Origin of the sequence: Enterobacter sp. FUJ80071 (assembly GCF_038739915.1) — a bacterium.
Lineage (GTDB): Bacteria > Pseudomonadota > Gammaproteobacteria > Enterobacterales > Enterobacteriaceae > Enterobacter > Enterobacter kobei.
Genome location: NZ_JBBXKH010000001.1, coordinates 2,653,384 through 2,674,768, shown reverse-complemented (window position 1 = coordinate 2,674,768; position 21,385 = coordinate 2,653,384). Strand labels below are relative to the sequence as shown.

Genomic DNA, 21,385 nt, shown 5'->3' with positions numbered 1-21,385 from the left:
GGCTGATATACTCAACGCGTTATTTATTGCATAAAAGTTCAAAACTTGAACAGCTCAGGAGAATTTGAATGGCTGCCCTAAATTCGAAAGTCAGAAAGGCCGTCATCCCGGTAGCGGGATTGGGGACCAGGATGTTACCAGCAACTAAGGCGATTCCTAAAGAGATGTTGCCTCTGGTTGATAAGCCATTAATTCAGTATGTCGTCAATGAGTGTATCGCAGCCGGCATCACTGAAATTGTGCTGGTTACGCATTCATCAAAAAACTCTATCGAAAACCACTTCGATACAAGTTTTGAACTCGAAGCCATGCTGGAAAAACGTGTTAAGCGTCAGCTGTTAGAAGAAGTTCAGTCTATTTGCCCTCCGCACGTCACTATTATGCAGGTGCGTCAGGGGCTGGCTAAAGGCCTGGGTCACGCGGTGATGTGTGCACACCCGGTTGTCGGTGATGAGCCGGTAGCGGTTATTCTGCCTGACGTTATTCTGGATGAATACGAATCCGATCTTTCCCAGGACAACCTGGCAGAGATGATCAAGCGTTTCGATGAAACGGGTAGCAGCCAGATCATGGTTGAGCCTGTTGATGACGTGACGGCTTACGGCGTGGTTGACTGCAAAGGCGTTAACCTTGAACCAGGCGAAAGCGTACCCATGGTTGGCGTTGTAGAGAAGCCTAAAGCCGACGTAGCGCCTTCTAATCTGGCGGTTGTGGGTCGCTATGTCCTGAGTGCTGAAATCTGGCCTCTGCTGGCGAAAACGCCTCCAGGCGCAGGGGATGAAATCCAGCTGACCGATGCTATCGATATGCTGATCGAGAAAGAGACCGTTGAGGCTTACCATATGAAAGGTAAGAGCCATGACTGCGGTAATAAGCTCGGTTATATGCAGGCTTTCGTTGAATATGGCATTCGCCACAATTCACTGGGTGAAGAATTTAAAGCCTGGCTCAAAGAGAGTATGGGTATTAAGAAATAACTCCCCGGTGTAAATGTCTGAAACCGGTGTGGCGTTGCCCACCGGTTTTTTTATGCCCATAAAACGCCCCGGGGTGCCTGATTGTAAGCATAGCTATATCGATGAATAACGCTTTATGACGTTGTGTAAGAGGATGTTTGCAATAAATTGCGGCCAAAAAAAATCCCGCCAGAAGCGGGATTTTTCTGAATTCGGCGTGATTAATCCTTGATCAGGAAGTCATCCAGCTGTTTACCTTGCTCATCCATAGCTTTCTTGATTACAGCAGGAGTGCGGCCCTGGCCAGTCCAGGTTTTAGTTTCGCCGTTCTCATCAACGTAGCTATATTTAGCAGGACGCGCAGCGCGTTTTGCTTTGGTACCGGTTTTAGCTGCAGCCATGCTGTTCAGCAATTCATTTGGATCGATACCATCAGCAATCAGCATTTCACGATATTGCTGCAGTTTACGAGTACGCTCTTCGATTTCAGCAGCAGCAGCGCTTTCTTCTTCGCGACGTTCATTAACTACAACTTCTAATTTTTCCAGCATTTCTTCGAGCGTTTCAAGGGTACATTCTCTTGCCTGCGCACGAAGAGTACGGATGTTGTTCAGAATTTTAAGTGCTTCGCTCATTGTAGTAATCTCAAACTTATAATGGGGGGTGGTTTGTTGTCCTAATAATAGAGCCATAAATTCAGTTGTGCAATAGCCAGGAATGTAAGGAATTCAAAAAATACTAAATAAAGCCGCTATTATTAATTACGCTAACTTAAATTTCCTCTTCGACTGTGTGTCGCTTGTTATCACGTTAACCTGCTTAACCCCACCGATTGCATCTTTTTTTTGTGACATTTACCGCAGGAATTATAGTTTCGGCGGATAAATATCAGCCTTTTGTATTAGTTCCAGGCTGGGGTGTTAAGGCAGGAATAGTTAATAAATAGTGAATTTTAATGAACGCTGATGCCACTATAAAAAGAAGTGTTATGTTTGGCTCACCCTATAACATATTCACAAATGAGCTTATCTTTACTCTCTGTTTTAACGGATTATTTTCGTCAGAAGTAGCTGTTTTACACCTTTCAGCAAGGCATCTTCTGTGCGGCCTGTCGCGGAAGACCAGACAAAATATGGTACAATGAATCATCGGTAATATTACACATTGATTAGGGTTTTACGGCCAATGGCACAGCTTTATTTCTACTATTCGGCAATGAATGCCGGCAAATCTACCGCACTGCTGCAATCCTCATACAATTACCAGGAACGAGGGATGCGTACCGTTGTTTATACCGCTGAAATCGACGACCGCTTCGGTGCCGGAAAGGTGAGTTCAAGAATAGGCCTGTCTTCGCCAGCCAGATTGTTTAACCCGCAAACTGACCTGCTGAATGACATCCGCGCTGCGCATGCGTCAGAGCCTATTCATTGCGTTCTGGTTGATGAGAGCCAGTTCCTGACGCGTGAACAGGTTCATGCGCTCTCCGAAGTGGTGGATGAGCTGGATATTCCCGTTCTGTGCTACGGACTGCGTACGGACTTTCGCGGGGAGCTGTTTGCCGGGAGCCAGTATCTGCTCGCCTGGTCAGATAAGCTCGTGGAACTGAAAACTATCTGCTTCTGCGGACGTAAAGCCAGCATGGTGCTTCGACTCGATCAGGCCGGAAAACCTTATGCAGATGGGGAGCAGGTGGTGATAGGCGGCAATGAACGCTATGTCTCGGTCTGTCGTAAGCATTATAAAGAAGCGTTATCTGTCGGCTCTCTGACGGCGATTCAGCACGACAACAGAAAATAACCTCTTTGGTATTCAGACATAAAAAAACCCGCCTGGAAGGCGGGTTTTTTCATCAGGCTGTCAGTTAAGCGCTTTTCTTCGCTTTCTTGTCAGCTTTAATGACAGGTGCTTCTGTTTTCACAGCAGCAACGTCACCTTCTTTGAACTCACGACCGTAATAGGTATCCAGCAGAATCTGTTTCAGCTCGGAGATCAGTGGGTAGCGCGGGTTAGCACCAGTACACTGGTCATCGAATGCATCTTCAGACAGCTTGTCTACGTGAGCGAGGAAGTCAGCTTCCTGAACGCCTGCTTCACGGATAGATTTAGGAATACCCAGTTCAGCTTTCAGGCTTTCCAGCCATGCCAGCAGTTTCTCAATCTTCGCAGCAGTGCGGTCGCCCGGTGCGCTCAGACCAAGGTGGTCAGCGATTTCAGCATAACGACGGCGCGCTTGCGGACGGTCGTACTGGCTGAAAGCCGTCTGCTTGGTTGGGTTGTCGTTGGCGTTATAACGGATAACGTTGCTGATCAACAGGGCGTTCGCCAGACCGTGAGGAATGTGGAACTGTGAACCCAGTTTGTGCGCCATAGAGTGGCAAACACCCAGGAAGGCGTTCGCAAACGCGATACCGGCGATAGTGGCTGCACTGTGGACACGTTCGCGCGCTACAGGGTTCTTAGAACCTTCGTTGTAAGACGCTGGCAGGTTTTCTTTCAGCAGTTTCAGTGCCTGCAGAGCCTGACCGTCAGAGAACTCAGATGCCAGAACAGAAACGTAAGCTTCCAGAGCGTGAGTCACGGCATCCAGACCACCGAAGGCACACAGTGATTTCGGCATTTCCATAACCAGGTTGGCATCAACGATAGCCATATCTGGGGTCAGCGCGTAGTCAGCCAGTGGGTATTTTTGACCGGTTGCATCGTCAGTTACTACTGCAAATGGCGTCACTTCTGAACCCGTACCGGAAGTGGTGGTGACGGCGATCATTTTCGCTTTCACGCCCATTTTCGGGAACTTGTAGATACGTTTACGGATGTCCATAAAGCGCAGCGCCAGTTCTTCGAAGTGGGTTTCTGGATGTTCGTACATCACCCACATAATTTTCGCGGCGTCCATTGGGGAACCACCACCCAGAGCGATAATCACATCTGGTTTGAAGGAGTTCGCCAGTTCAGCACCTTTACGCACCACGCTCAGTGTTGGGTCAGCTTCAACTTCAAAGAACACTTCAGTTTCAACGCCAGACGCTTTCAGAACAGAGGTGATCTGGTCAGCGTAGCCGTTGTTGAACAGGAAACGGTCAGTCACGATGAGCGCACGTTTGTGGCCATCAGTAATCACTTCATCCAGCGCGATTGGCAGAGAGCCACGGCGGAAGTAGATAGATTTCGGAAGTTTGTGCCACAACATGTTTTCAGCTCGCTTAGCAACGGTTTTCTTGTTGATCAGGTGTTTTGGACCAACGTTTTCAGAGATGGAGTTACCACCCCAGGAACCACAACCCAGAGTCAGGGAAGGTGCGAGTTTGAAGTTGTACAGGTCGCCGATACCACCCTGAGAAGCAGGGGTGTTAATCAGGATACGGGCAGTTTTCATCATCTGACCGAAGTGAGCAACACGCTCAGGCTGGTTATCCTGGTCGGTGTACAGGCAAGAGGTGTGACCGATACCGCCCATGGCAACCAATTTCTCAGCTTTCTCTACCGCGTCTTCGAAATCTTTCGCACGGTACATGGCAAGCGTAGGAGACAGTTTTTCGTGAGCAAACGGCTCGCTTTCGTCGACAACTTTTACTTCACCGATCAGGATCTTGGTGGTTGCCGGAACGGTAAAGCCTGCGAGTTCAGCAATTTTATAGGCGGGTTGACCTACGATAGCGGCGTTCAGCGCGCCATTTTTCAGAATGATGTCCTGAACCGCTTTCAGCTCTTTACCCTGCAGCAGGTAGCCGCCGTGGCTGGCGAAACGCTCGCGTACTGCGTCGTATACGGAATCAACCACAACAACAGACTGTTCAGATGCACAGATAACGCCGTTATCGAAGGTTTTAGACATCAGTACGGAAGCAACGGCACGTTTGATATCAGCAGTTTCGTCGATAACAACAGGGGTGTTACCCGCGCCCACACCGATGGCAGGTTTACCGGAGCTGTATGCAGCTTTAACCATGCCAGGACCACCGGTAGCCAGGATCAGGTTAATGTCAGGATGGTGCATCAGTGCGTTGGACAGCTCAACGGAAGGTTGGTCGATCCAGCCAATCAGATCTTTTGGTGCGCCTGCGGCAATCGCAGCCTGCAGAACGATATCTGCTGCCTTGTTGGTCGCATCTTTTGCACGTGGATGTGGAGAGAAGATAATTGCGTTACGCGTCTTCAGGCTGATCAGAGATTTGAAGATAGCCGTTGAAGTTGGGTTAGTCGTTGGAACAATACCGCAGATAATACCGATAGGTTCAGCGATGGTGATCGTGCCGAAGGTGTCGTCTTCAGACAGCACGCCACAGGTTTTCTCATCTTTATAGGCGTTGTAGATATACTCTGAAGCAAAGTGGTTTTTGATCACTTTATCTTCAACGATACCCATGCCAGATTCGGCAACGGCCATTTTAGCGAGAGGGATTCGAGCATCTGCAGCAGCCAGAGCGGCAGCGCGGAAGATTTTATCAACCTGTTCTTGGGTGAAATTGGCATATTCACGCTGGGCTTTTTTAACGCGCTCGACGAGGGCGTTCAGTTCAGCGATATTAGTAACAGCCATAATGCTCTCCTGATAATGTTTAAACTCTTTTAGTAAACCAGCGCTCGATACGTCAGACAGTATAGACAGTGCCAATACGACTTGCGTTACATAAAGTAAAACAAAGGGTTACTTTATGCTCCAGCGCACTAATTTACTAAAAGAGCCTTACCTTAGCATCATCCCTTTTTGACAGGTGACCTTCCTGGGGGCGTAATCAAGATTACTCACTTCTGAGTACGGAAATCATGATCTGCGTCAATTTCTCCCCAAGCTGATACCTTTCAGCAGGGTTATTTCATGGATATTTTTCCACTGTTAATTAATTAAGTAACTATTGGAAGTGGTGGCATCAATGATTCAACATATGTTTAACATTCTGAAATGCTAACGTTTTGGCACAGATTTCTGGTGAAGTATGCTAATAAAAAGCGTATCTTCAGCGCGATTTTTCATGACAACGTTGTCAGTCCCGGGCATGTGCAAAGGCGGAGCAAAACGTGATCCAAACGCTCTTTGATTTTCCAACGTATTTCAAATTTTTTATCGGTTTGTTTGCCCTGGTTAACCCGGTGGGTATCATTCCTGTCTTTATTAGTATGACCAGTTACCAGACGGCGGCGGCCCGGAACAAAACCAATCTCACCGCTAACCTGTCTGTGGCGATCATCTTGCTCACCTCGCTTTTCCTGGGGGATGCCATTCTCCAGGTCTTCGGTATCTCCATCGACTCCTTCCGCATTGCGGGTGGGATCCTGGTGGTGACCATCGCCATGTCGATGATCAGCGGTAAGCTGGGCGAGGACAAACAGAACAAGCAGGAGAAGTCAGAAACCGCAATACGCGAAAGTATCGGCGTGGTTCCGCTGGCGTTACCCTTGATGGCAGGGCCCGGTGCCATCAGTTCGACCATTGTCTGGGGTACGCGTTACCATAGCATCATGCACCTGATTGGTTTTTCTGTCACCATTGCTGTTTTCGCGCTCTGCTGCTGGGGGGTATTTCGTATGGCGCCCTGGCTGGTTCGCTTGCTGGGACAGACGGGGATTAACGTCATCACCCGTATCATGGGGTTGTTGTTGATGGCGTTAGGGATCGAATTCATTGTCACCGGTATTAAAAGCATTTTCCCCGGCTTGCTACACTAATATTTCGAATGAAAGAACGGAGCTACGGCTCCGTTTTTTTTACGTGAATATCAGCAAATCATATAACTAAAGTTGAAATGCTCACATATCATAATAAATTCTACTAATAATGTTCATTTCTTTTATTTCAAAGGGTTATGAATTTCGCACAATCCCGCCTGCACAGAAAATCTTCGAACGCTCTGTTATTTTACTCACACGATACTCTGGGGCTTGCTGAGAGATAACCGAAATGTTATTAGTAATTTCAACTTTCCCTTAGAGGAATGTGCTAAATAATGATCAGTTGTTAAATTTTTGTACAAAATCACTCAAAAGTAGCGCAGCGACGCGCGAGTAGAGGAAGTTTTCTCTACCTTATTGAATAACCGGTGTTTTTACCGGATTTCGATGTCTGGCAGGGCTGCCCCCAACGATACGACGTACTTCGTAAAAGAGAATTGCTTAACAAATTTGCAAAATGTATTGGCGCGCGTTTACGCCATTTGATACTTTCCGGCCTATTATTTTGCAGCATAAAACAATCAGATGAGAATTATTTTCATATAGCTCTCTTCTCAGATATCCAGCTCAGGTCTCAAACAGGGGAGGCCTGTGAAGAATCGACGCAAGACGGCCATACGAGCAGTCAGTAATAAAAAAGTCGGTGATAGCAAGTAGTAAAAGAAGAACCTGACAGCAGCAAAAAAAACTCCTGCGCTGTACAGGCCCCAACAGGGGAATAGACAGCTGGCGAAAGCCAGTAATTATAATGAGTGGAGTACCAACACAATGTCCATCATCACAAAAAAAAATCTGGTAGCGGCGGGGATTTTAACTGCGCTAATCGCGGGCAATGCTGCAATGGCTGCGGACGTTCCTGCAGGAGTACAACTGGCGGAGAAACAGACGCTGGTGCGTAACAACGGTGCGGAAGTTCAGTCTCTTGACCCGCACAAAATTGAAGGTGTTCCTGAGTCAAACGTTAACCGTGACCTGTTCGAAGGTCTGCTGGTGACTGACGTTGACGGCCACCCGGCACCTGGTGTGGCAGAAAAGTGGGAAAATAAAGATTTTAAAGTCTGGACCTTCCATCTGCGTAAAGATGCCAAATGGTCCGACGGTACGCCGGTTACCGCCGAAGATTTCGTGTATAGCTGGCAGCGCCTGGCGAATCCAAATACCGCCTCTCCGTATGCGAGCTATCTGCAATATGGCCACATCGCCAATATCGATGACATCATCGCCGGTAAAAAGCCGGTCACCGACCTGGGCGTGAAAGCGATCGATGCCAATACCTTTGAAGTGACGTTGAGCGAACCTGTTCCGTACTTCTATAAGTTGCTGGTTCACCCATCCGTTTCCCCGGTACCAAAATCCGCTGTGGAAAAATTTGGTGAAAAATGGACGCAACCTGCCAATATCGTGACCAACGGTGCCTATAAGCTGAAAGACTGGGTGGTCAACGAACGTATGGTCCTGGAGCGTAACCCGCAATACTGGGATAACGCGAAGACCGTGATTAATCAGGTCACCTACCTGCCAATCTCTTCTGAAGTAACGGATGTTAACCGCTACCGTAGCGGTGAAATCGACATGACCTATAACAACATGCCGATTGAACTGTTCCAGAAGCTGAAAAAAGAGATCCCGAAAGAAGTTCACGTCGACCCATACCTGTGCACCTATTACTACGAAATCAACAACCAGAAAGCACCGTTCACCGACGTACGCGTTCGTACTGCGCTGAAGCTGGCACTGGATCGCGATATTATCGTGAACAAAGTGAAAAACCAGGGCGATCTCCCGGCGTATAGCTACACCCCTCCTTATACCGATGGAATGAAACTGGTTGAGCCTGAATGGTTCAAGTGGTCACAGGAAAAACGTAACGAAGAAGCGAAAAAGCTGCTGGCTGAAGCGGGTTACACTGCCGATAAGCCATTAACGTTTAACCTGCTGTACAACACGTCAGATCTGCATAAAAAACTGGCTATCGCCGTCGCGTCTATCTGGAAGAAAAACCTGGGCGTCAACGTTAAGCTGGAAAACCAGGAGTGGAAAACCTTCCTCGATACGCGTCATCAGGGGACCTTCGACGTGGCGCGTGCAGGCTGGTGTGCGGACTATAACGAACCGACCTCCTTCCTGAACACGATGCTCAGCGACAGTTCAAACAACACTGCGCACTATAAGAGCCCGGCGTTCGACAAGATCATCGCTGATACGCTGAAAGTGTCTGACGATGCGCAACGCGCAGAATTGTACGCGAAATCTGAAGAGCAGCTCGATAAAGACTCTGCAATCGTACCGGTTTACTACTACGTTAACGCCCGTCTGGTGAAACCGTGGGTAGGGGGTTATACCGGTAAAGACCCGTTGGATAATATTTCCGTTAAGAATCTTTATATTATCAAGCATTAATGGCAATACGTGGGGTGAGCCTGGCTTGCCCCACTGTGTCTACTTTGTAACATTCATCAGGCACACGCCAGAAGGTACGGGCAATGTTGAAATTTATCCTGCGTCGCTGTCTAGAAGCGATACCAACGTTATTTATTCTAATTACGATTTCCTTCTTTATGATGCGTCTCGCACCGGGAAGTCCATTTACCGGTGAACGTACGCTGCCGCCGGAAGTTATGGCGAATATCGAGGCGAAGTATCACTTAAACGATCCCATCACTACCCAATACTTCAATTATCTGAAGCAGCTGGCGCACGGTGATTTTGGACCGTCATTTAAATATAAAGACTATTCCGTAAACGACCTGGTGGCCTCCAGCTTCCCGGTTTCGGCAAAACTGGGTGCTGCGGCATTCATTCTGGCCGTCGTTCTCGGGGTCACCGCAGGCGTTATCGCCGCGCTCAGACAAAATACCAAATGGGATTATGCCGTAATGGGGGTGGCAATGACCGGGGTAGTGATACCCAGCTTCGTTGTCGCGCCATTACTGGTGATGATATTTGCCATTACGCTGAAGTGGCTGCCTGGCGGCGGCTGGAACGGCGGGGCTCTGAAGTTCATGATTTTGCCAATGGTGGCATTATCTCTGGCCTATATCGCCAGTATCGCGCGTATCACCCGTGGTTCTATGATCGAAGTGCTGCATTCGAACTTCATCCGCACCGCGCGCGCGAAAGGGCTGCCGATGCGCCGGATTATCTTCCGCCATGCGCTCAAGCCGGCGCTGCTGCCGGTGCTCTCCTATATGGGGCCTGCATTCGTTGGGATCATCACGGGCTCGATGGTTATCGAAACCATCTACGGCCTGCCGGGCATTGGTCAGCTGTTCGTTAACGGCGCGCTCAACCGCGACTATTCGCTGGTACTGAGCCTGACGATCCTCGTTGGTGCGCTCACCATTCTCTTTAACGCGATCGTTGATGTGCTGTATGCCGTCATCGACCCGAAAATCCGTTACTAACTGGAGCACGCCATGATGTTGAGTAAGAAAAACAGCGAGGCGCTGGAAAACTTCAGTGAAAAACTGGAAGTGGAAGGTCGTAGTCTCTGGCAGGATGCACGCCGTCGCTTTATGCACAACCGTGCCGCCGTCGCCAGTCTGGTGGTTCTGGTGATCATCGCGCTGTTTGTGACCCTGGCACCGATGCTGTCGCAATTTACCTATTTCGATACGGACTGGGGCATGATGTCCAGCGCGCCGGATATGGAATCCGGTCACTATTTCGGGACCGACTCATCCGGCCGTGATCTGCTGGTGCGCGTCGCGATTGGGGGGCGTATCTCGTTGATGGTCGGTATCGCCGCCGCGCTGGTGGCGGTAATTCTGGGTACGCTCTACGGCTCACTTTCCGGCTACCTTGGCGGCAAAGTGGACTCAGTGATGATGCGTTTGCTGGAAATCCTGAACTCCTTCCCGTTTATGTTCTTCGTCATTCTGCTGGTGACCTTCTTCGGCCAGAACATTCTGTTAATTTTCGTGGCCATCGGGATGGTTTCCTGGCTGGATATGGCGCGTATCGTGCGCGGCCAGACGCTGAGCCTGAAACGTAAAGAATTTATCGAAGCCGCGCAGGTTGGTGGCGTATCTACCCGAAATATCGTGGTTCGCCATATTGTTCCTAACGTGCTGGGGGTGGTTGTGGTCTATGCCTCACTGCTGGTGCCAAGCATGATCCTGTTTGAATCCTTCCTCAGTTTCCTGGGGCTGGGTACGCAGGAACCACTGAGCAGCTGGGGCGCGCTGTTGAGCGATGGTGCAAACTCGATGGAAGTGTCACCGTGGCTGTTGCTCTACCCGGCGGGTTTCCTGGTGGTCACACTGTTTTGTTTCAACTTTATCGGCGATGGCCTGCGTGATGCCCTCGACCCGAAAGACCGTTAAGGAGCGCCGTCATGACAATTATTGAAACGGCCACTGCGCCACAGGCGCAACAGCAGAGCAATCTTCTGCTGGACGTAAAAGACCTCCGTGTGACCTTTAAAACCCCTGACGGGGATGTTACCGCCGTCAACGATCTCAACTTCAACCTGAGTGCGGGTGAAACGCTGGGGATTGTCGGTGAATCCGGATCCGGAAAATCCCAGACCGCCTTTGCGTTGATGGGCCTGCTGGCATCTAACGGTGTGATTGGCGGTTCCGCAAAATTCAATGGTCGCGAAATCCTCAACCTGCCGGAGCACGAGCTGAACAAGCTGCGTGCCGAGCAGATCTCGATGATTTTCCAGGACCCGATGACCTCGCTGAACCCGTATATGCGCGTCGGTGAGCAGCTGATGGAAGTCCTGATGCTGCATAAAGGTCTGGGGAAAGCGGAAGCGTTTGAGGAATCCGTCAAAATGCTGGATGCGGTAAAAATGCCGGAAGCGCGTAAGCGCATGCGCATGTTCCCGCACGAATTCTCCGGCGGTATGCGTCAGCGCGTGATGATTGCTATGGCGCTGCTGTGCCGGCCAAAACTGCTGATTGCCGATGAACCGACTACCGCACTGGACGTTACCGTTCAGGCGCAAATCATGACCCTGCTGAACGAGCTTAAGCGTGAGTTCAACACGGCGATTATCATGATTACCCACGATCTGGGTGTTGTTGCCGGTATCTGTGACAAAGTGCTGGTGATGTATGCCGGTCGTACGATGGAATACGGCAAAGCGCGGGACGTGTTCTATCAGCCTGCCCATCCATACTCCATTGGCCTGCTGAACGCGGTGCCGCGGCTTGATGCGGAAGGGGAATCCCTGCTCACCATTCCGGGCAACCCGCCAAACCTGCTGCGTCTGCGAAAAGGCTGTCCATTCCAGCCGCGCTGTCCGCATGCGATGGAAATCTGCAACAGCGCGCCGCCGCTGGAAGCATTTGCACCAGGCCGTCTGCGCGCCTGCTTTAAGCCGCAGGAGGAGCTGGTATGAACGCATTAGATGAAAAACGCAATGTGCTGCTCGAAATCGCTGACCTTAAGGTGCATTTCGACATTAAGGACGGTAAACAGTGGTTCTGGCAGCCGCCGAAAACCCTAAAAGCGGTGGATGGCGTCACCCTGCGTCTGTACGAGGGGGAGACCCTGGGGGTCGTGGGCGAGTCCGGCTGTGGGAAATCCACTTTCGCACGTGCCATTATCGGCCTGGTTAAAGCTACCGACGGAAAAGTGGCGTGGCTGGGTAAAGACCTGCTGGGGATGAAGCCCGACGAGTGGCGCGACGTGCGAAGCGACATCCAGATGATTTTCCAGGATCCGCTGGCATCACTTAACCCGCGTATGACCATCGGAGAGATTATTGCCGAGCCGCTGCGCACCTATCATCCTAAGATGCCGCGTCAGGAAGTCCGTGACCGCGTAAAGGCGATGATGCTGAAAGTGGGGCTGTTGCCTAACCTCATTAACCGTTATCCGCACGAATTCTCCGGCGGTCAGTGTCAGCGTATTGGTATTGCGCGTGCGCTGATCCTTGAGCCGAAGCTGATTATCTGTGATGAACCGGTTTCCGCGCTGGACGTTTCCATTCAGGCGCAGGTGGTTAACCTGCTGCAGAAGCTGCAGCGCGAGATGGGGCTGTCGCTGATCTTCATTGCGCACGATCTGGCCGTCGTAAAACACATTTCTGACCGTGTACTGGTGATGTATCTGGGTCATGCCGTGGAGCTGGGCACGTATGATGAGGTGTACCACAATCCGCTGCACCCTTACACCAAAGCACTGATGTCTGCGGTACCCATCCCCGATCCCGATCTGGAGAAAAATAAAACGATCCAGCTTCTGGAAGGAGAATTGCCTTCACCAATTAACCCGCCGTCAGGTTGCGTTTTCCGTACGCGCTGCCCGATGGCCGGGCCGGAATGTGCGAAAACACGACCGGTTCTGGAAGGCAGTTTCCGACATGCGGTTTCCTGCCTGAAAGTAGACCCGTTATAATCGCAAGGGCTGACATGATGTCAGCCCTTATTTATTGCGAGGTTACCGTGTCGCGTTTATTCACTTCAGCCCGTCGACGGCTCTATCATCTTTTATTCGATCCAGAAACGGTATCGGGACGCCGTTTTGAGGGACTCTGCGCGCTGTTTGCGTTACTTAGCGTCATTGTCATCTTTATTGAATCCGGTGTCGGGACACAATATCACCTGACTTTTGATGAATGGCATGCCTTTGTCTGGCTTGAACTGGCGATCACCCTGGTCTTTACCGCTGAGTATATTCTGCGGGTCGTTTGCTGGCCCAATCCGGCAAAGTACGTATTCAGCTTCTGGGGTTTTATCGATTTAGCGACTATCCTGCCGCTCTATGTCATGTGGCTATGGCCAGAAATCAGTCTCAACTATGTTTTCGCCTGGCGCGCCATGCGCGTGATTCGCGTATTGCGAATTCTTAAATTGCTGCGTTTTATGCCGTCGCTGCGCGTATTCTGGAGTGCCATCGTTAGCGCACGACATCAGCTTATTCTGTTTTACTCATTTATTGCCATTGTGATGATTGTTTTCGGCGCGCTGATGTATTTGATAGAAGGGCCCAAATACGGCTTCACAACGCTCAACGCCTCCGTCTACTGGGCCATCGTGACCGTGACGACCGTGGGGTACGGTGATATCACACCCCATACGCCGCTGGGGCGCATAGTGGCATCTGTGCTCATTCTGATTGGGTATTCGGTGATTGCTATCCCGACGGGGTTAATTACCACGCACATGAGCAGTGCATTTCAAAGCCACAAAGCGCAGCGTAAATGTCCGCGCTGTCATCAGGGCGAACATGAGCAGAGCGCGCGGTTTTGCAACCGCTGTGGGAGCGAGTTACCGTAGTAAATAAAAAAGGCTGCCATCGCAGCCTTTTTTATTATTCGCGCCAGAGAATGTGGCACAGCTTGTGGTCTTTCTCCCGGCAGAGCAGGACGCGAGCGAAAATGTCGTTAATTTCCCCACCATCTTCATCAGCCAGCCCAATCACCACTTCGGCAAAGAAGTCAGGATTCAGGTCGAAATCCACATGTTCAGCCCAGTCTTCTGCTGGGTCGAACAATTCGGCACCGCCGCGCTCTTCGAACTGCAGATTAAAGAGGATCACGTCCGCGGGATCGAGGTTATCAACCGCCAGTTCGAGAAAAATGTCATAGGCCTGCTCGAGCGTTTCGTCTTCGGTCAGGCGATTGTTCAGATCCATTTCCATGATGACTACCTGTTTAACATCGTTGGGCACGTTTTACAGCAACGGACTAAAGAAGTAAAACAGTCGTTCAGCTATTCTCTGCCACAGCGGGCGTTTTACCCACAGCCTGGCATCCAGCAGCCGCGAGCGGGAGATATAATCATCCTGCACCGCCGCCAGGTCACCGCCAAATCCGGCGTCATCAATCACCAGGGTGATTTCAAAGTTCAGCCACAGGCTGCGCATATCGAGGTTTACCGTGCCCACCAGGCTTAATTCGCCGTCGACAAGCACGCTCTTGGTGTGCAGCAGCCCGCCTTCAAACTGGTATATTTTCACCCCGGCGGCCAGCAGTTCGCTAAAGAAGGCGCGGCTGGCCCAGCCCACCAGAAGCGAGTCATTTTTGCGGGGCAAAATGATACTCACATCGACACCGCGCTGCGCTGCGGTACAGATCGCGTGCAGCAGGTCATCGCTGGGGACGAAGTAGGGCGTCGTCATGATCAAATATTCACGCGCTGAGTAGGTAGCCGTCAGCAGCGCCTGATGAATTAAGTCCTCCGGGAATCCCGGCCCGGAGGCAATGGTATGAATAGTATGACCGCTGGCCTCTTCAAACGGCATGATGTTGCCATCTGGCGGTGGGGGCAGAATACGCTTGCCGGTCTCTATCTCCCAGTCGCATGAGTACACGATTCCCATCGAGGTGGCAATCGGCCCCTCCATTCGTGCCATCAGATCCACCCATTGCCCGACGCCGGAGTCCTGTTTAAAGAAGCGCGGGTCAACCATGTTCATACTGCCGGTGTAGGCAATATAATTATCAATCATGATCATTTTACGGTGCTGGCGTAGGTCCATCCGGCGCAGAAAGACGCGCAGGAGATTTACCTTCAGCGCCTCAACCACTTCGATACCGGCATTACGCATCATGCCTGCCCAGGGGCTGCGGAAAAACGCCACGCTGCCTGCGGAGTCCAGCATCAGACGGCAGTGGATCCCCCGACGCGCGGCCGCCATCAGGGATTCAGCGACCTGGTCGGCCATGCCGCCGGGCTGCCAGATATAGAACACCATCTCAATGTTATGGCGAGCAAGCTGGATATCGCGGATCAACGCCTGCATCACGTCATCGGAGGAGGTCAGAAGCTGGAGCTGGTTCCCCTTAACGCCGCCAATCCCCTGACGCCGTTCGCAGAGCTTAAACAGCGAGGAGGCGACGCTGCTGTTCTCCTCGGCAAAGATATGTTTGCAGGCTTTAAGATCGTTAAGCCACTTCGCGGTGGAAGGCCACATGGCACGCGCCCGCTCGGCCCGGCGTTTACCCAGATGAAGCTCACCGAAAGAGAGATAGGCAATAATTCCCACCAGCGGGAGGATGTAAATGATCAGAAGCCAGGCCATGGCAGAGGGTACGGCTCTGCGCTTCATCAGGATGCGTAATGTCACACCCGCGATTAACAGCCAGTATCCCAAAATGACCAGCCAACTCACCACGGTGTAGAAGGTTGTCATGGTTAAAAAATCCTTTTGAAAGCGTATTGTTATGAGTGTACGCATCAGGATTCATCTGGCAAATAAAAACGCCAGGTAAAAGCGCTGGTTTGCTGCCGGGTTGGGTTTATAATGGCGGCTCTGTTTGAGAAAGAGTTGTAGACATGAAGCGCAGTAGAACAGAAGTAGGGCGCTGGCGCATGTTGCGACAGGTGAGTCGTCGCAAGGCTCGTTGGCTGGAAGCACAATCCCGCCGCAATATGCGTATCCACGCCATCAGAAAATGTGGATTGAACAGGCACCGCAACGCGTTGCTGTTCGCCGTCCAGGATATCTGAAAACCCTGAGGGCACCGCAAGGTGCCCGCTGATTTTATAGTGTCTTATTTAGAGAATATCGTTATTGCTGCGATATTCCGGTGATGTTTAGCAAAAGGAGGGAGAGGTGTTTGCGGAGTTTGGCGTACTGAATTTCTGGACGTATGTTGTTGGCGCATTTTTTATTGTGCTGGTGCCGGGCCCGAATACCCTGTTTGTGCTGAAGACCGGGATCGGTCACGGCGTTAAAAAAGGATATCTTGCCGCCACAGGTGTGTTTATCGGCGATGCGGTTCTGATGTTTCTCGCCTGGGCAGGTGTCGCGGCTTTAATCCAGACCACGCCTGTACTGTTTAATATCGTACGCTATCTGGGTGCTTTCTATTTACTCTGGCTGGGCGGCAAAATGCTCTGGTCGGTGATTAACCGTCAGAATCACGCTCATGAGAGCGGAACTGAACCTGCCAGTATGATCATGAAACGCGCCCTGGTACTGAGCCTGACGAATCCAAAAGCGATTCTGTTCTACGTTTCGTTCTTTGTGCAGTTTATTGACGTGAATGCACAAAATACCGGGACCTCTTTCCTGATCCTCGCCACCACGCTTGAGTTGATTAGCTTTATGTACATGAGCTTCCTGATCTTCTCCGGTGCGTTTGTCACGCGTTATCTGAAAACCAAAAAGAAACTGGCAAAGCTGGGGAACGGGCTGATAGGGCTGCTGTTTGTCGGGTTTGCGGCGCGGTTAGCGTCACTGCATTGATGTGAAGAAAGGCTCCTGAGGGAGCCTTAGTTATATCAGAACACTTTCTTATACGGTCGCACCGTTACCTTCGCATACACGCCCGCCGCAACGTACGGGTCTGCGTCAGCCCAGGCCTGTGCCGCTTCCAGAGATTCAAACTCTGCAATAACCGTGGAGCCCGAAAAACCGGCTGCACCCGGGTCGTTGCTGTCGACAGCAGGCATTGGGCCAGCGGTCAGCAAACGACCTTCATCCTGTAGCAGCTGTAAGCGTGCCAGGTGAGCAGGGCGGACAGACTGGCGTTTCTCAAGTGAATCAGCGACATCTTCAGAGTAAATCACGTAAAGCACGGTGAAGCTCCTTAAGCGTTTTAAAGTGTCAGTTACGTTATGTGAAAGGGCAACTGACTGCAATGTAAAGATAAAAACAATGTTAATACCCTGATCTGAATGCCCCTTTTTTGGCCACATTGACGCTTAAATTGCGCCAGAACAAAGTGTCTTATTGAATATGATTGCTATTTGCATTTAAAATCAGGGTTCGATTTTTTAACGTTGATGACTATGACTTCGATGACCCTTGATTTACCTCGCCGCTTTCCCTGGCCGACGCTGCTCTCCGTCGTGATTCACGGTGCTGTCGTGGCGGGTTTGCTCTATACCTCGGTTCATCAGGTTATTGAAATGCCCGCACCCGCGCAGCCGATTTCGGTGACCATGGTATCGCCAGCGGATCTCGAGCCGCCGCAGGTCGCGCCGCCACCGCCACAGCCGGTTGCTGAACCGGAGCCAGAACCCGAGCCTGTTCCGGCGCCACCGAAGGAAGCACCGGTGGTGATCCATAAACCTGAACCGAAGCCCAAACCTAAGCCGAAGCCAAAGCCGGTGAAGAAGGTCGAGGAGCGTCCGAAACGCGAAGAACGTCCGGTTGAGCCACGTGCGACCCAGACGGTTGAGAATGCCGCACCTTCACGTCCGGTAATGAACAACTCCGCACCGGCACCAAAACCAACGGTTGCCGCGCCAGCGGGCCCGCGAGCACTGAGCCGAAACCAGCCTCAGTATCCGGCGCGAGCGCAGGCTTTACGTATTGAAGGCCGCGTGCGGGTGAAATTTGACGTTACCGCAGATGGCCGCGTTGATAACGTGCAAATCTTGTCCGCTCAGCCTTCTAATATGTTTGAACGCGAAGTGAAATCGGCGATGCGCAGATGGCGCTACGAAGCCGGTAAACCGGGTAGCGGACTGATCGTGAACATTGTCTTCCGCCTGAACGGCGGGGCGCAGATGGAATAAAAAAAGCCTCCGGATGGAGGCTTTTTTGTCAGATAATCAGGCCTGCGGAAGCTGACGAGGTTTACCCTCGCTATCCACTGCCACATAAATAAACAGTGCTTCAGTAGCTTTATAGCGCTGTCCAATCGGTTCTGAAGAAACCTTCTTCACCCAGACTTCAATGTTGATAGAGATGGAGGTATTGCCGCGTTTGACGCAGCGCGCGTAACAGCACACCACGTCACCTACCGCCACCGGGCGCAGGAAGGTCATCCCATCGACCCTCACTGTTACCACGCGTCCGTGAGCTATCTCTTTTGCCAGAATTGCGCCGCCCATATCCATTTGCGACATCAGCCAGCCGCCAAAAATATCGCCATTGGCATTAGTGTCAGCGGGCATTGCCAGTGTGCGTAAAACCAGTTCGCCCTGAGGGGCGTTAGTTGTTGTCATTGTTTTAACTCGTAACGGAAGACTTCAGGCGGGATGCTACTATGATTTCACAGCGGAGAGAATAGACCAGAACGCCTGTCGAACACGTTCTGGTCAACCAGCAGTTAGTGCTTATCGTCCTGCGGCATATGGCGATAGATGTAAACGCCGCTGAGCAGGGTGAAAATCAGCGTCAGGGCGGTCAGGCCGAAGACCTTAAAGTTGACCCAAATGTTTTGCGGCAACCAGAAGGCAATGTAGATATTGGCAAGACCGCAAAGAATAAAGAACACCGCCCAGGCAATATTCAGTCGGGACCAGACCTGCTGCGGCAGCGTCAGCTCTTTACCCAGCATGCGCTGGATAAGCGGTTTTTTCATAACCCACTGGCTGATTAACAATGCGCCTGCAAACAGCGCGTATATCACCGTGACTTTCCACTTGATGAATTCATCATTGTGGAAGAACAGGGTCAGCCCGCCGAAAACAGCGACCAGCACGAACGTGACCAGCGCCATTTTTTCGACTTTACGGTAACGTACCCAGCTGTAGATCAGCACAACCGCGGTCGCGATAATCAGCGCAGTGGTCGCAGCATAGATATCATACAGCTTATAAAACGCGAAAAAGACCACGAGCGGTAAAAAATCAAGAAACTGCTTCATTCTGTGATTCCATCTTCTCTGTTGAGCCGGGAAGCGGGTCATGCTCCCGGCATCAGGATTACTGACGAATTAACATATACAGGCGGAACAGATAGACCAGCAGTACCGCTGAAATCAGGTTGCTCAGCGTATTCGCGACTACCGCGCCAACATTAGGCGTTAAAACCGCAAAATTCGGTGCAAACAGGAGCAGAAGCGTTTTCGCCAGCAGCCAGCCGATCACGGCAGGGGCCACCAGACGCATATTCGCCCATGCGAGCCTGATGCTGCTGCGCATTGCGGTAAAAATCCCCATTTTGTCCTGCACGATCATGATCGGGGCAAAAGAGAGCACGATAGCCAGCAACACTCCCGGCACCACGACCAGCATAATCCCCATCTGCACCAGCAGGGTGGTTAAGAAGATCAGGATAAACAGCTTAGGCAAAACGGGGGCACTGGCGCCAATCGCGCGTAAGGCACTGACCCGATGGCCCGCTGACACCAGCTGAATCATCAGGAGAACGCCGCCCGCCAGAATCGCATTACCAATGAGACCAGAGAACGTCGATGCGGCTGAAGCCCGCAGCAGGATTTGCTGCTGCTCTGGCGTCATGTTTTGCACCAGTTCAAACAACCCGACGCTTCCTGCCAGATTGTCACCCTGGCTCAGGCTGGCAATCTGTTCATCACTCGGTGAGAAGGCATGGCCCAGCACCACAGTGATAAAGGCGCAAAGCAACGCGATCAGTAAAAAAGTTATGAACTGATTGCGGAAAAAGTTTCCCGTGTCACGGTAGACAGACTTCGCCGTGATAGACATGCACTCTCCTTGAGTATTGCAGGTGTTAATTAGCCGGCAATTGTACACCGGATGCACCTGCTGTGGCAGCATCAAGGCTTGTATGGAAAAGCATATCTTTGTAAAGCGGCGGTAATCCGACCCGTGCGCGGGCGCGATTACAGGCGTCGTTGACCTGCCCGTCTTCCCCCGACATAGCAAATTCCCGGCAGGGGCTAGGGCGATCCTCATAGATGGAACACCGGGTTGAGACCCCGGGTTCACCCTGTAGCGCGACGCAGCGGGCTTGTTTTTGGTTCGTGCCGCGCATACAGCGCAGAAAAGGGGTCAACGGCTCAGTGAGATGAACCGGAACGGTACCGCCGCCATCGCTGGCCTCGGCCCAGTAGAAAGAGACTCGAAAATACGCACAACAGGCTCCGCACGTCATGCACGGGTTAACTTCACTCATGGCACACCTGCAAAAAAGAACGCATCAAATCAATTTGTGAGAGCGATAAATTAGCCAGCCGCCTGAGGAAGAGCAAGAGGGGGAAAAGAGAAAATTTTGTAACTGTGAAATGCCAAAAATTGACATGGAAACAACTTACTGCCTTTCAAAGCGCCACAAAAAATTAACCCAGATCAATGAATGTTAACTTACTGGTTTTAATGTGATCTGTGGCAGATCACTTATTACTCATTTGTGAGTATATTCTCACCCGCGATTAAAACCACAACGATGGAGCGGATATGAAAAAATTAGCGGTGGCAGCCCTTGTATTAAGCAGTCTCTCTGGCGGCGCGTACGCGCACGAAGCAGGTGAATTCTTTATTCGTGCCGGTTCGGCCACGGTTCGCCCAACTGAGGGCTCTGATAACGTGCTGGGTATGGGCGGTTTTAACGTCAGTAATAACACCCAGTTAGGCTTAACGTTCACTTATATGGCGACGGATAACATTGGTGTCGAGCTTCTGGCGGCAACGCCGTTCCGTCATCGCGTCGGTCTGGGGGCAACCGGTGATATCGCCACCGTACACCATTTACCGCCAACGCTGATGGCGCAATGGTACTTTGGCGATGCCAGCAGCAAGGTACGTCCGTATATTGGCGCCGGTGTGAACTACACCACCTTCTTCGATGAGAAATTTAACGATACCGGTAAAGAGGCCGGTCTGACTGACCTCAGCCTGAAAGATTCATGGGGTATGGCGGGACAGGTGGGTCTGGATTACCTGATTAACCGTGACTGGCTGATCAACGCCTCAGTCTGGTACATGGACATTGATACAGACGTACGCTTTAAAGCGGGCGGTGAGCAGCAAAGTATCAATACTCGCCTCGATCCGTGGGTGTTTATGTTCTCTGCAGGTTATCGCTTCTAATCCCCCCTCAAACTGGCCACTACGTGGCCAGTTTGTTTTTGCAGCCTTCAAAACGACGGATAAACCGGCCGCTCGTCAAGTTTTACGCAGTGCCTGAGTTTCGTTTCC

At 51.2% G+C, this 21,385-nt stretch carries 22 protein-coding genes; 13 read left to right on the top strand and 9 right to left on the bottom strand.

Annotated features, from left to right (window positions below; translation table 11 throughout):
* Nucleotides 1-68: 68 nt before the first annotated feature.
* Complete coding sequence (gene galU / locus AAER43_RS13060; RefSeq protein WP_045135479.1) at nucleotides 69-977, top strand: UTP--glucose-1-phosphate uridylyltransferase GalU; 909 nt, start codon at nucleotides 69-71, stop codon at nucleotides 975-977.
* Between the two features lie 200 nt (nucleotides 978-1,177).
* Here the strand turns inward: galU and hns are convergent, their stop codons facing one another.
* Nucleotides 1,178-1,591, bottom strand: coding sequence for a histone-like nucleoid-structuring protein H-NS (gene hns / locus AAER43_RS13055; protein WP_008502781.1), 414 nt, complete (start codon nucleotides 1,589-1,591; stop codon nucleotides 1,178-1,180).
* A gap of 550 nt (nucleotides 1,592-2,141) precedes the next feature.
* On the opposite strand from hns, the gene tdk reads away from it, so the two are divergent.
* Nucleotides 2,142-2,756: a thymidine kinase gene (gene tdk / locus AAER43_RS13050; protein ID WP_023330574.1), complete on the top strand. Its 615-nt coding sequence runs from the start codon at nucleotides 2,142-2,144 to the stop codon at nucleotides 2,754-2,756.
* A gap of 64 nt (nucleotides 2,757-2,820) precedes the next feature.
* Here the strand turns inward: tdk and adhE are convergent, their stop codons facing one another.
* The gene (gene adhE, locus AAER43_RS13045) at nucleotides 2,821-5,499 is read right to left on the bottom strand and encodes a bifunctional acetaldehyde-CoA/alcohol dehydrogenase (protein ID WP_023330573.1); all 2,679 of its coding nucleotides are present in this window, start codon (nucleotides 5,497-5,499) and stop codon (nucleotides 2,821-2,823) included.
* 479 nt (nucleotides 5,500-5,978) lie between these two features.
* Here adhE and AAER43_RS13040 point away from each other — a divergent pair, with 479 nt between their 5' ends.
* The 7 genes from AAER43_RS13040 to AAER43_RS13010 all read left to right on the top strand — a co-directional run bounded on the left by AAER43_RS13040 (nucleotide 5,979) and on the right by AAER43_RS13010 (nucleotide 13,861).
* Nucleotides 5,979-6,626, top strand: a complete 648-nt coding sequence (locus AAER43_RS13040) for a YchE family NAAT transporter (protein WP_050862650.1) — start codon at nucleotides 5,979-5,981, stop codon at nucleotides 6,624-6,626.
* 771 nt (nucleotides 6,627-7,397) lie between these two features.
* Entirely contained in the window at nucleotides 7,398-9,029 is a 1,632-nt protein-coding gene (gene oppA / locus AAER43_RS13035) for an oligopeptide ABC transporter substrate-binding protein OppA (protein WP_023330572.1), read from the top strand.
* A gap of 83 nt (nucleotides 9,030-9,112) precedes the next feature.
* A complete protein-coding gene (gene oppB / locus AAER43_RS13030; protein ID WP_014884162.1) occupies nucleotides 9,113-10,033 on the top strand; it encodes an oligopeptide ABC transporter permease OppB in 921 nt (306 codons plus the stop codon).
* Nucleotides 10,034-10,045: 12 nt separating this feature from the next.
* A complete protein-coding gene (gene oppC / locus AAER43_RS13025; RefSeq protein WP_014884161.1) occupies nucleotides 10,046-10,954 on the top strand; it encodes an oligopeptide ABC transporter permease OppC in 909 nt (302 codons plus the stop codon).
* Between the two features lie 11 nt (nucleotides 10,955-10,965).
* Nucleotides 10,966-11,979 (top strand): ABC transporter ATP-binding protein, encoded by a 1,014-nt coding sequence (locus tag AAER43_RS13020; protein ID WP_050862651.1) that lies wholly within the window; start codon nucleotides 10,966-10,968, stop codon nucleotides 11,977-11,979.
* The gene (gene oppF, locus AAER43_RS13015; RefSeq protein ID WP_014884159.1) at nucleotides 11,976-12,980 is read left to right on the top strand and encodes a murein tripeptide/oligopeptide ABC transporter ATP-binding protein OppF; all 1,005 of its coding nucleotides are present in this window, start codon (nucleotides 11,976-11,978) and stop codon (nucleotides 12,978-12,980) included. The genes AAER43_RS13020 and oppF overlap by 4 nt, the downstream gene beginning before the upstream one ends.
* 47 nt (nucleotides 12,981-13,027) lie before the next feature.
* A complete protein-coding gene (locus tag AAER43_RS13010) occupies nucleotides 13,028-13,861 on the top strand; it encodes an ion transporter (RefSeq protein WP_096218518.1) in 834 nt (277 codons plus the stop codon).
* Nucleotides 13,862-13,895: 34 nt separating this feature from the next.
* Here the strand turns inward: AAER43_RS13010 and AAER43_RS13005 are convergent, their stop codons facing one another.
* Nucleotides 13,896-14,225 (bottom strand): HI1450 family dsDNA-mimic protein, encoded by a 330-nt coding sequence (locus AAER43_RS13005; protein WP_003856748.1) that lies wholly within the window; start codon nucleotides 14,223-14,225, stop codon nucleotides 13,896-13,898.
* Between the two features lie 33 nt (nucleotides 14,226-14,258).
* Complete coding sequence (gene cls, locus AAER43_RS13000; RefSeq protein WP_008502791.1) at nucleotides 14,259-15,719, bottom strand: cardiolipin synthase; 1,461 nt, start codon at nucleotides 15,717-15,719, stop codon at nucleotides 14,259-14,261.
* A 143-nt stretch (nucleotides 15,720-15,862) separates the two neighbouring features.
* Here cls and AAER43_RS12995 point away from each other — a divergent pair, with 143 nt between their 5' ends.
* A complete protein-coding gene (locus tag AAER43_RS12995; RefSeq protein ID WP_017384232.1) occupies nucleotides 15,863-16,036 on the top strand; it encodes a YciY family protein in 174 nt (57 codons plus the stop codon).
* Between the two features lie 106 nt (nucleotides 16,037-16,142).
* On the top strand, nucleotides 16,143-16,778 hold the full coding sequence (gene leuE, locus AAER43_RS12990) for a leucine efflux protein LeuE (RefSeq protein WP_014884157.1): 636 nt from the start codon (nucleotides 16,143-16,145) through the stop codon (nucleotides 16,776-16,778).
* 35 nt (nucleotides 16,779-16,813) lie between these two features.
* On the opposite strand, the gene AAER43_RS12985 is transcribed toward leuE, so the two are convergent.
* A complete protein-coding gene (locus tag AAER43_RS12985) occupies nucleotides 16,814-17,110 on the bottom strand; it encodes a YciI family protein (RefSeq protein ID WP_023330569.1) in 297 nt (98 codons plus the stop codon).
* Between the two features lie 222 nt (nucleotides 17,111-17,332).
* Here AAER43_RS12985 and tonB point away from each other — a divergent pair, with 222 nt between their 5' ends.
* The gene (gene tonB / locus AAER43_RS12980; RefSeq protein ID WP_050862653.1) at nucleotides 17,333-18,055 is read left to right on the top strand and encodes a TonB system transport protein TonB; all 723 of its coding nucleotides are present in this window, start codon (nucleotides 17,333-17,335) and stop codon (nucleotides 18,053-18,055) included.
* A gap of 36 nt (nucleotides 18,056-18,091) precedes the next feature.
* On the opposite strand, the gene yciA is transcribed toward tonB, so the two are convergent.
* From yciA to AAER43_RS12960, 4 genes are all read right to left on the bottom strand, one after another.
* Nucleotides 18,092-18,487 (bottom strand): acyl-CoA thioester hydrolase YciA, encoded by a 396-nt coding sequence (yciA, locus tag AAER43_RS12975; protein ID WP_008502796.1) that lies wholly within the window; start codon nucleotides 18,485-18,487, stop codon nucleotides 18,092-18,094.
* A 104-nt stretch (nucleotides 18,488-18,591) separates the two neighbouring features.
* Nucleotides 18,592-19,131, bottom strand: coding sequence for a septation protein A (locus AAER43_RS12970; protein ID WP_014884118.1), 540 nt, complete (start codon nucleotides 19,129-19,131; stop codon nucleotides 18,592-18,594).
* Nucleotides 19,132-19,189: 58 nt separating this feature from the next.
* Entirely contained in the window at nucleotides 19,190-19,933 is a 744-nt protein-coding gene (locus tag AAER43_RS12965; RefSeq protein ID WP_014884117.1) for a YciC family protein, read from the bottom strand.
* Between the two features lie 25 nt (nucleotides 19,934-19,958).
* Nucleotides 19,959-20,363, bottom strand: a complete 405-nt coding sequence (locus tag AAER43_RS12960) for a YkgJ family cysteine cluster protein (protein WP_014884116.1) — start codon at nucleotides 20,361-20,363, stop codon at nucleotides 19,959-19,961.
* A 281-nt stretch (nucleotides 20,364-20,644) separates the two neighbouring features.
* On the opposite strand from AAER43_RS12960, the gene ompW reads away from it, so the two are divergent.
* The gene (gene ompW / locus AAER43_RS12955) at nucleotides 20,645-21,277 is read left to right on the top strand and encodes an outer membrane protein OmpW (RefSeq protein WP_014884115.1); all 633 of its coding nucleotides are present in this window, start codon (nucleotides 20,645-20,647) and stop codon (nucleotides 21,275-21,277) included.
* Nucleotides 21,278-21,385 lie beyond the last annotated feature (108 nt).

Bases quoted from the DNA above. Each gene is read 5' to 3' on its own strand.
- galU (WP_045135479.1), top strand. From the start codon at position 69: ATGGCTGCCCTAAATTCGAAAGTCAGAAAGGCCGTCATCCCGGTAGCG.
- hns (WP_008502781.1), bottom strand. From the start codon at position 1,591: ATGAGCGAAGCACTTAAAATTCTGAACAACATCCGTACTCTTCGTGCG.
- tdk (WP_023330574.1), top strand. From the start codon at position 2,142: ATGGCACAGCTTTATTTCTACTATTCGGCAATGAATGCCGGCAAATCT.
- adhE (WP_023330573.1), bottom strand. From the start codon at position 5,499: ATGGCTGTTACTAATATCGCTGAACTGAACGCCCTCGTCGAGCGCGTT.
- oppA (WP_023330572.1), top strand. From the start codon at position 7,398: ATGTCCATCATCACAAAAAAAAATCTGGTAGCGGCGGGGATTTTAACT.
- oppB (WP_014884162.1), top strand. From the start codon at position 9,113: ATGTTGAAATTTATCCTGCGTCGCTGTCTAGAAGCGATACCAACGTTA.
- oppC (WP_014884161.1), top strand. From the start codon at position 10,046: ATGATGTTGAGTAAGAAAAACAGCGAGGCGCTGGAAAACTTCAGTGAA.
- AAER43_RS13020 (WP_050862651.1), top strand. From the start codon at position 10,966: ATGACAATTATTGAAACGGCCACTGCGCCACAGGCGCAACAGCAGAGC.
- oppF (WP_014884159.1), top strand. From the start codon at position 11,976: ATGAACGCATTAGATGAAAAACGCAATGTGCTGCTCGAAATCGCTGAC.
- AAER43_RS13005 (WP_003856748.1), bottom strand. From the start codon at position 14,225: ATGGAAATGGATCTGAACAATCGCCTGACCGAAGACGAAACGCTCGAG.
- cls (WP_008502791.1), bottom strand. From the start codon at position 15,719: ATGACAACCTTCTACACCGTGGTGAGTTGGCTGGTCATTTTGGGATAC.
- AAER43_RS12995 (WP_017384232.1), top strand. From the start codon at position 15,863: ATGAAGCGCAGTAGAACAGAAGTAGGGCGCTGGCGCATGTTGCGACAG.
- tonB (WP_050862653.1), top strand. From the start codon at position 17,333: ATGACCCTTGATTTACCTCGCCGCTTTCCCTGGCCGACGCTGCTCTCC.
- yciA (WP_008502796.1), bottom strand. From the start codon at position 18,487: ATGACAACAACTAACGCCCCTCAGGGCGAACTGGTTTTACGCACACTG.
- AAER43_RS12970 (WP_014884118.1), bottom strand. From the start codon at position 19,131: ATGAAGCAGTTTCTTGATTTTTTACCGCTCGTGGTCTTTTTCGCGTTT.
- AAER43_RS12965 (WP_014884117.1), bottom strand. From the start codon at position 19,933: ATGTCTATCACGGCGAAGTCTGTCTACCGTGACACGGGAAACTTTTTC.
- AAER43_RS12960 (WP_014884116.1), bottom strand. From the start codon at position 20,363: ATGAGTGAAGTTAACCCGTGCATGACGTGCGGAGCCTGTTGTGCGTAT.
- ompW (WP_014884115.1), top strand. From the start codon at position 20,645: ATGAAAAAATTAGCGGTGGCAGCCCTTGTATTAAGCAGTCTCTCTGGC.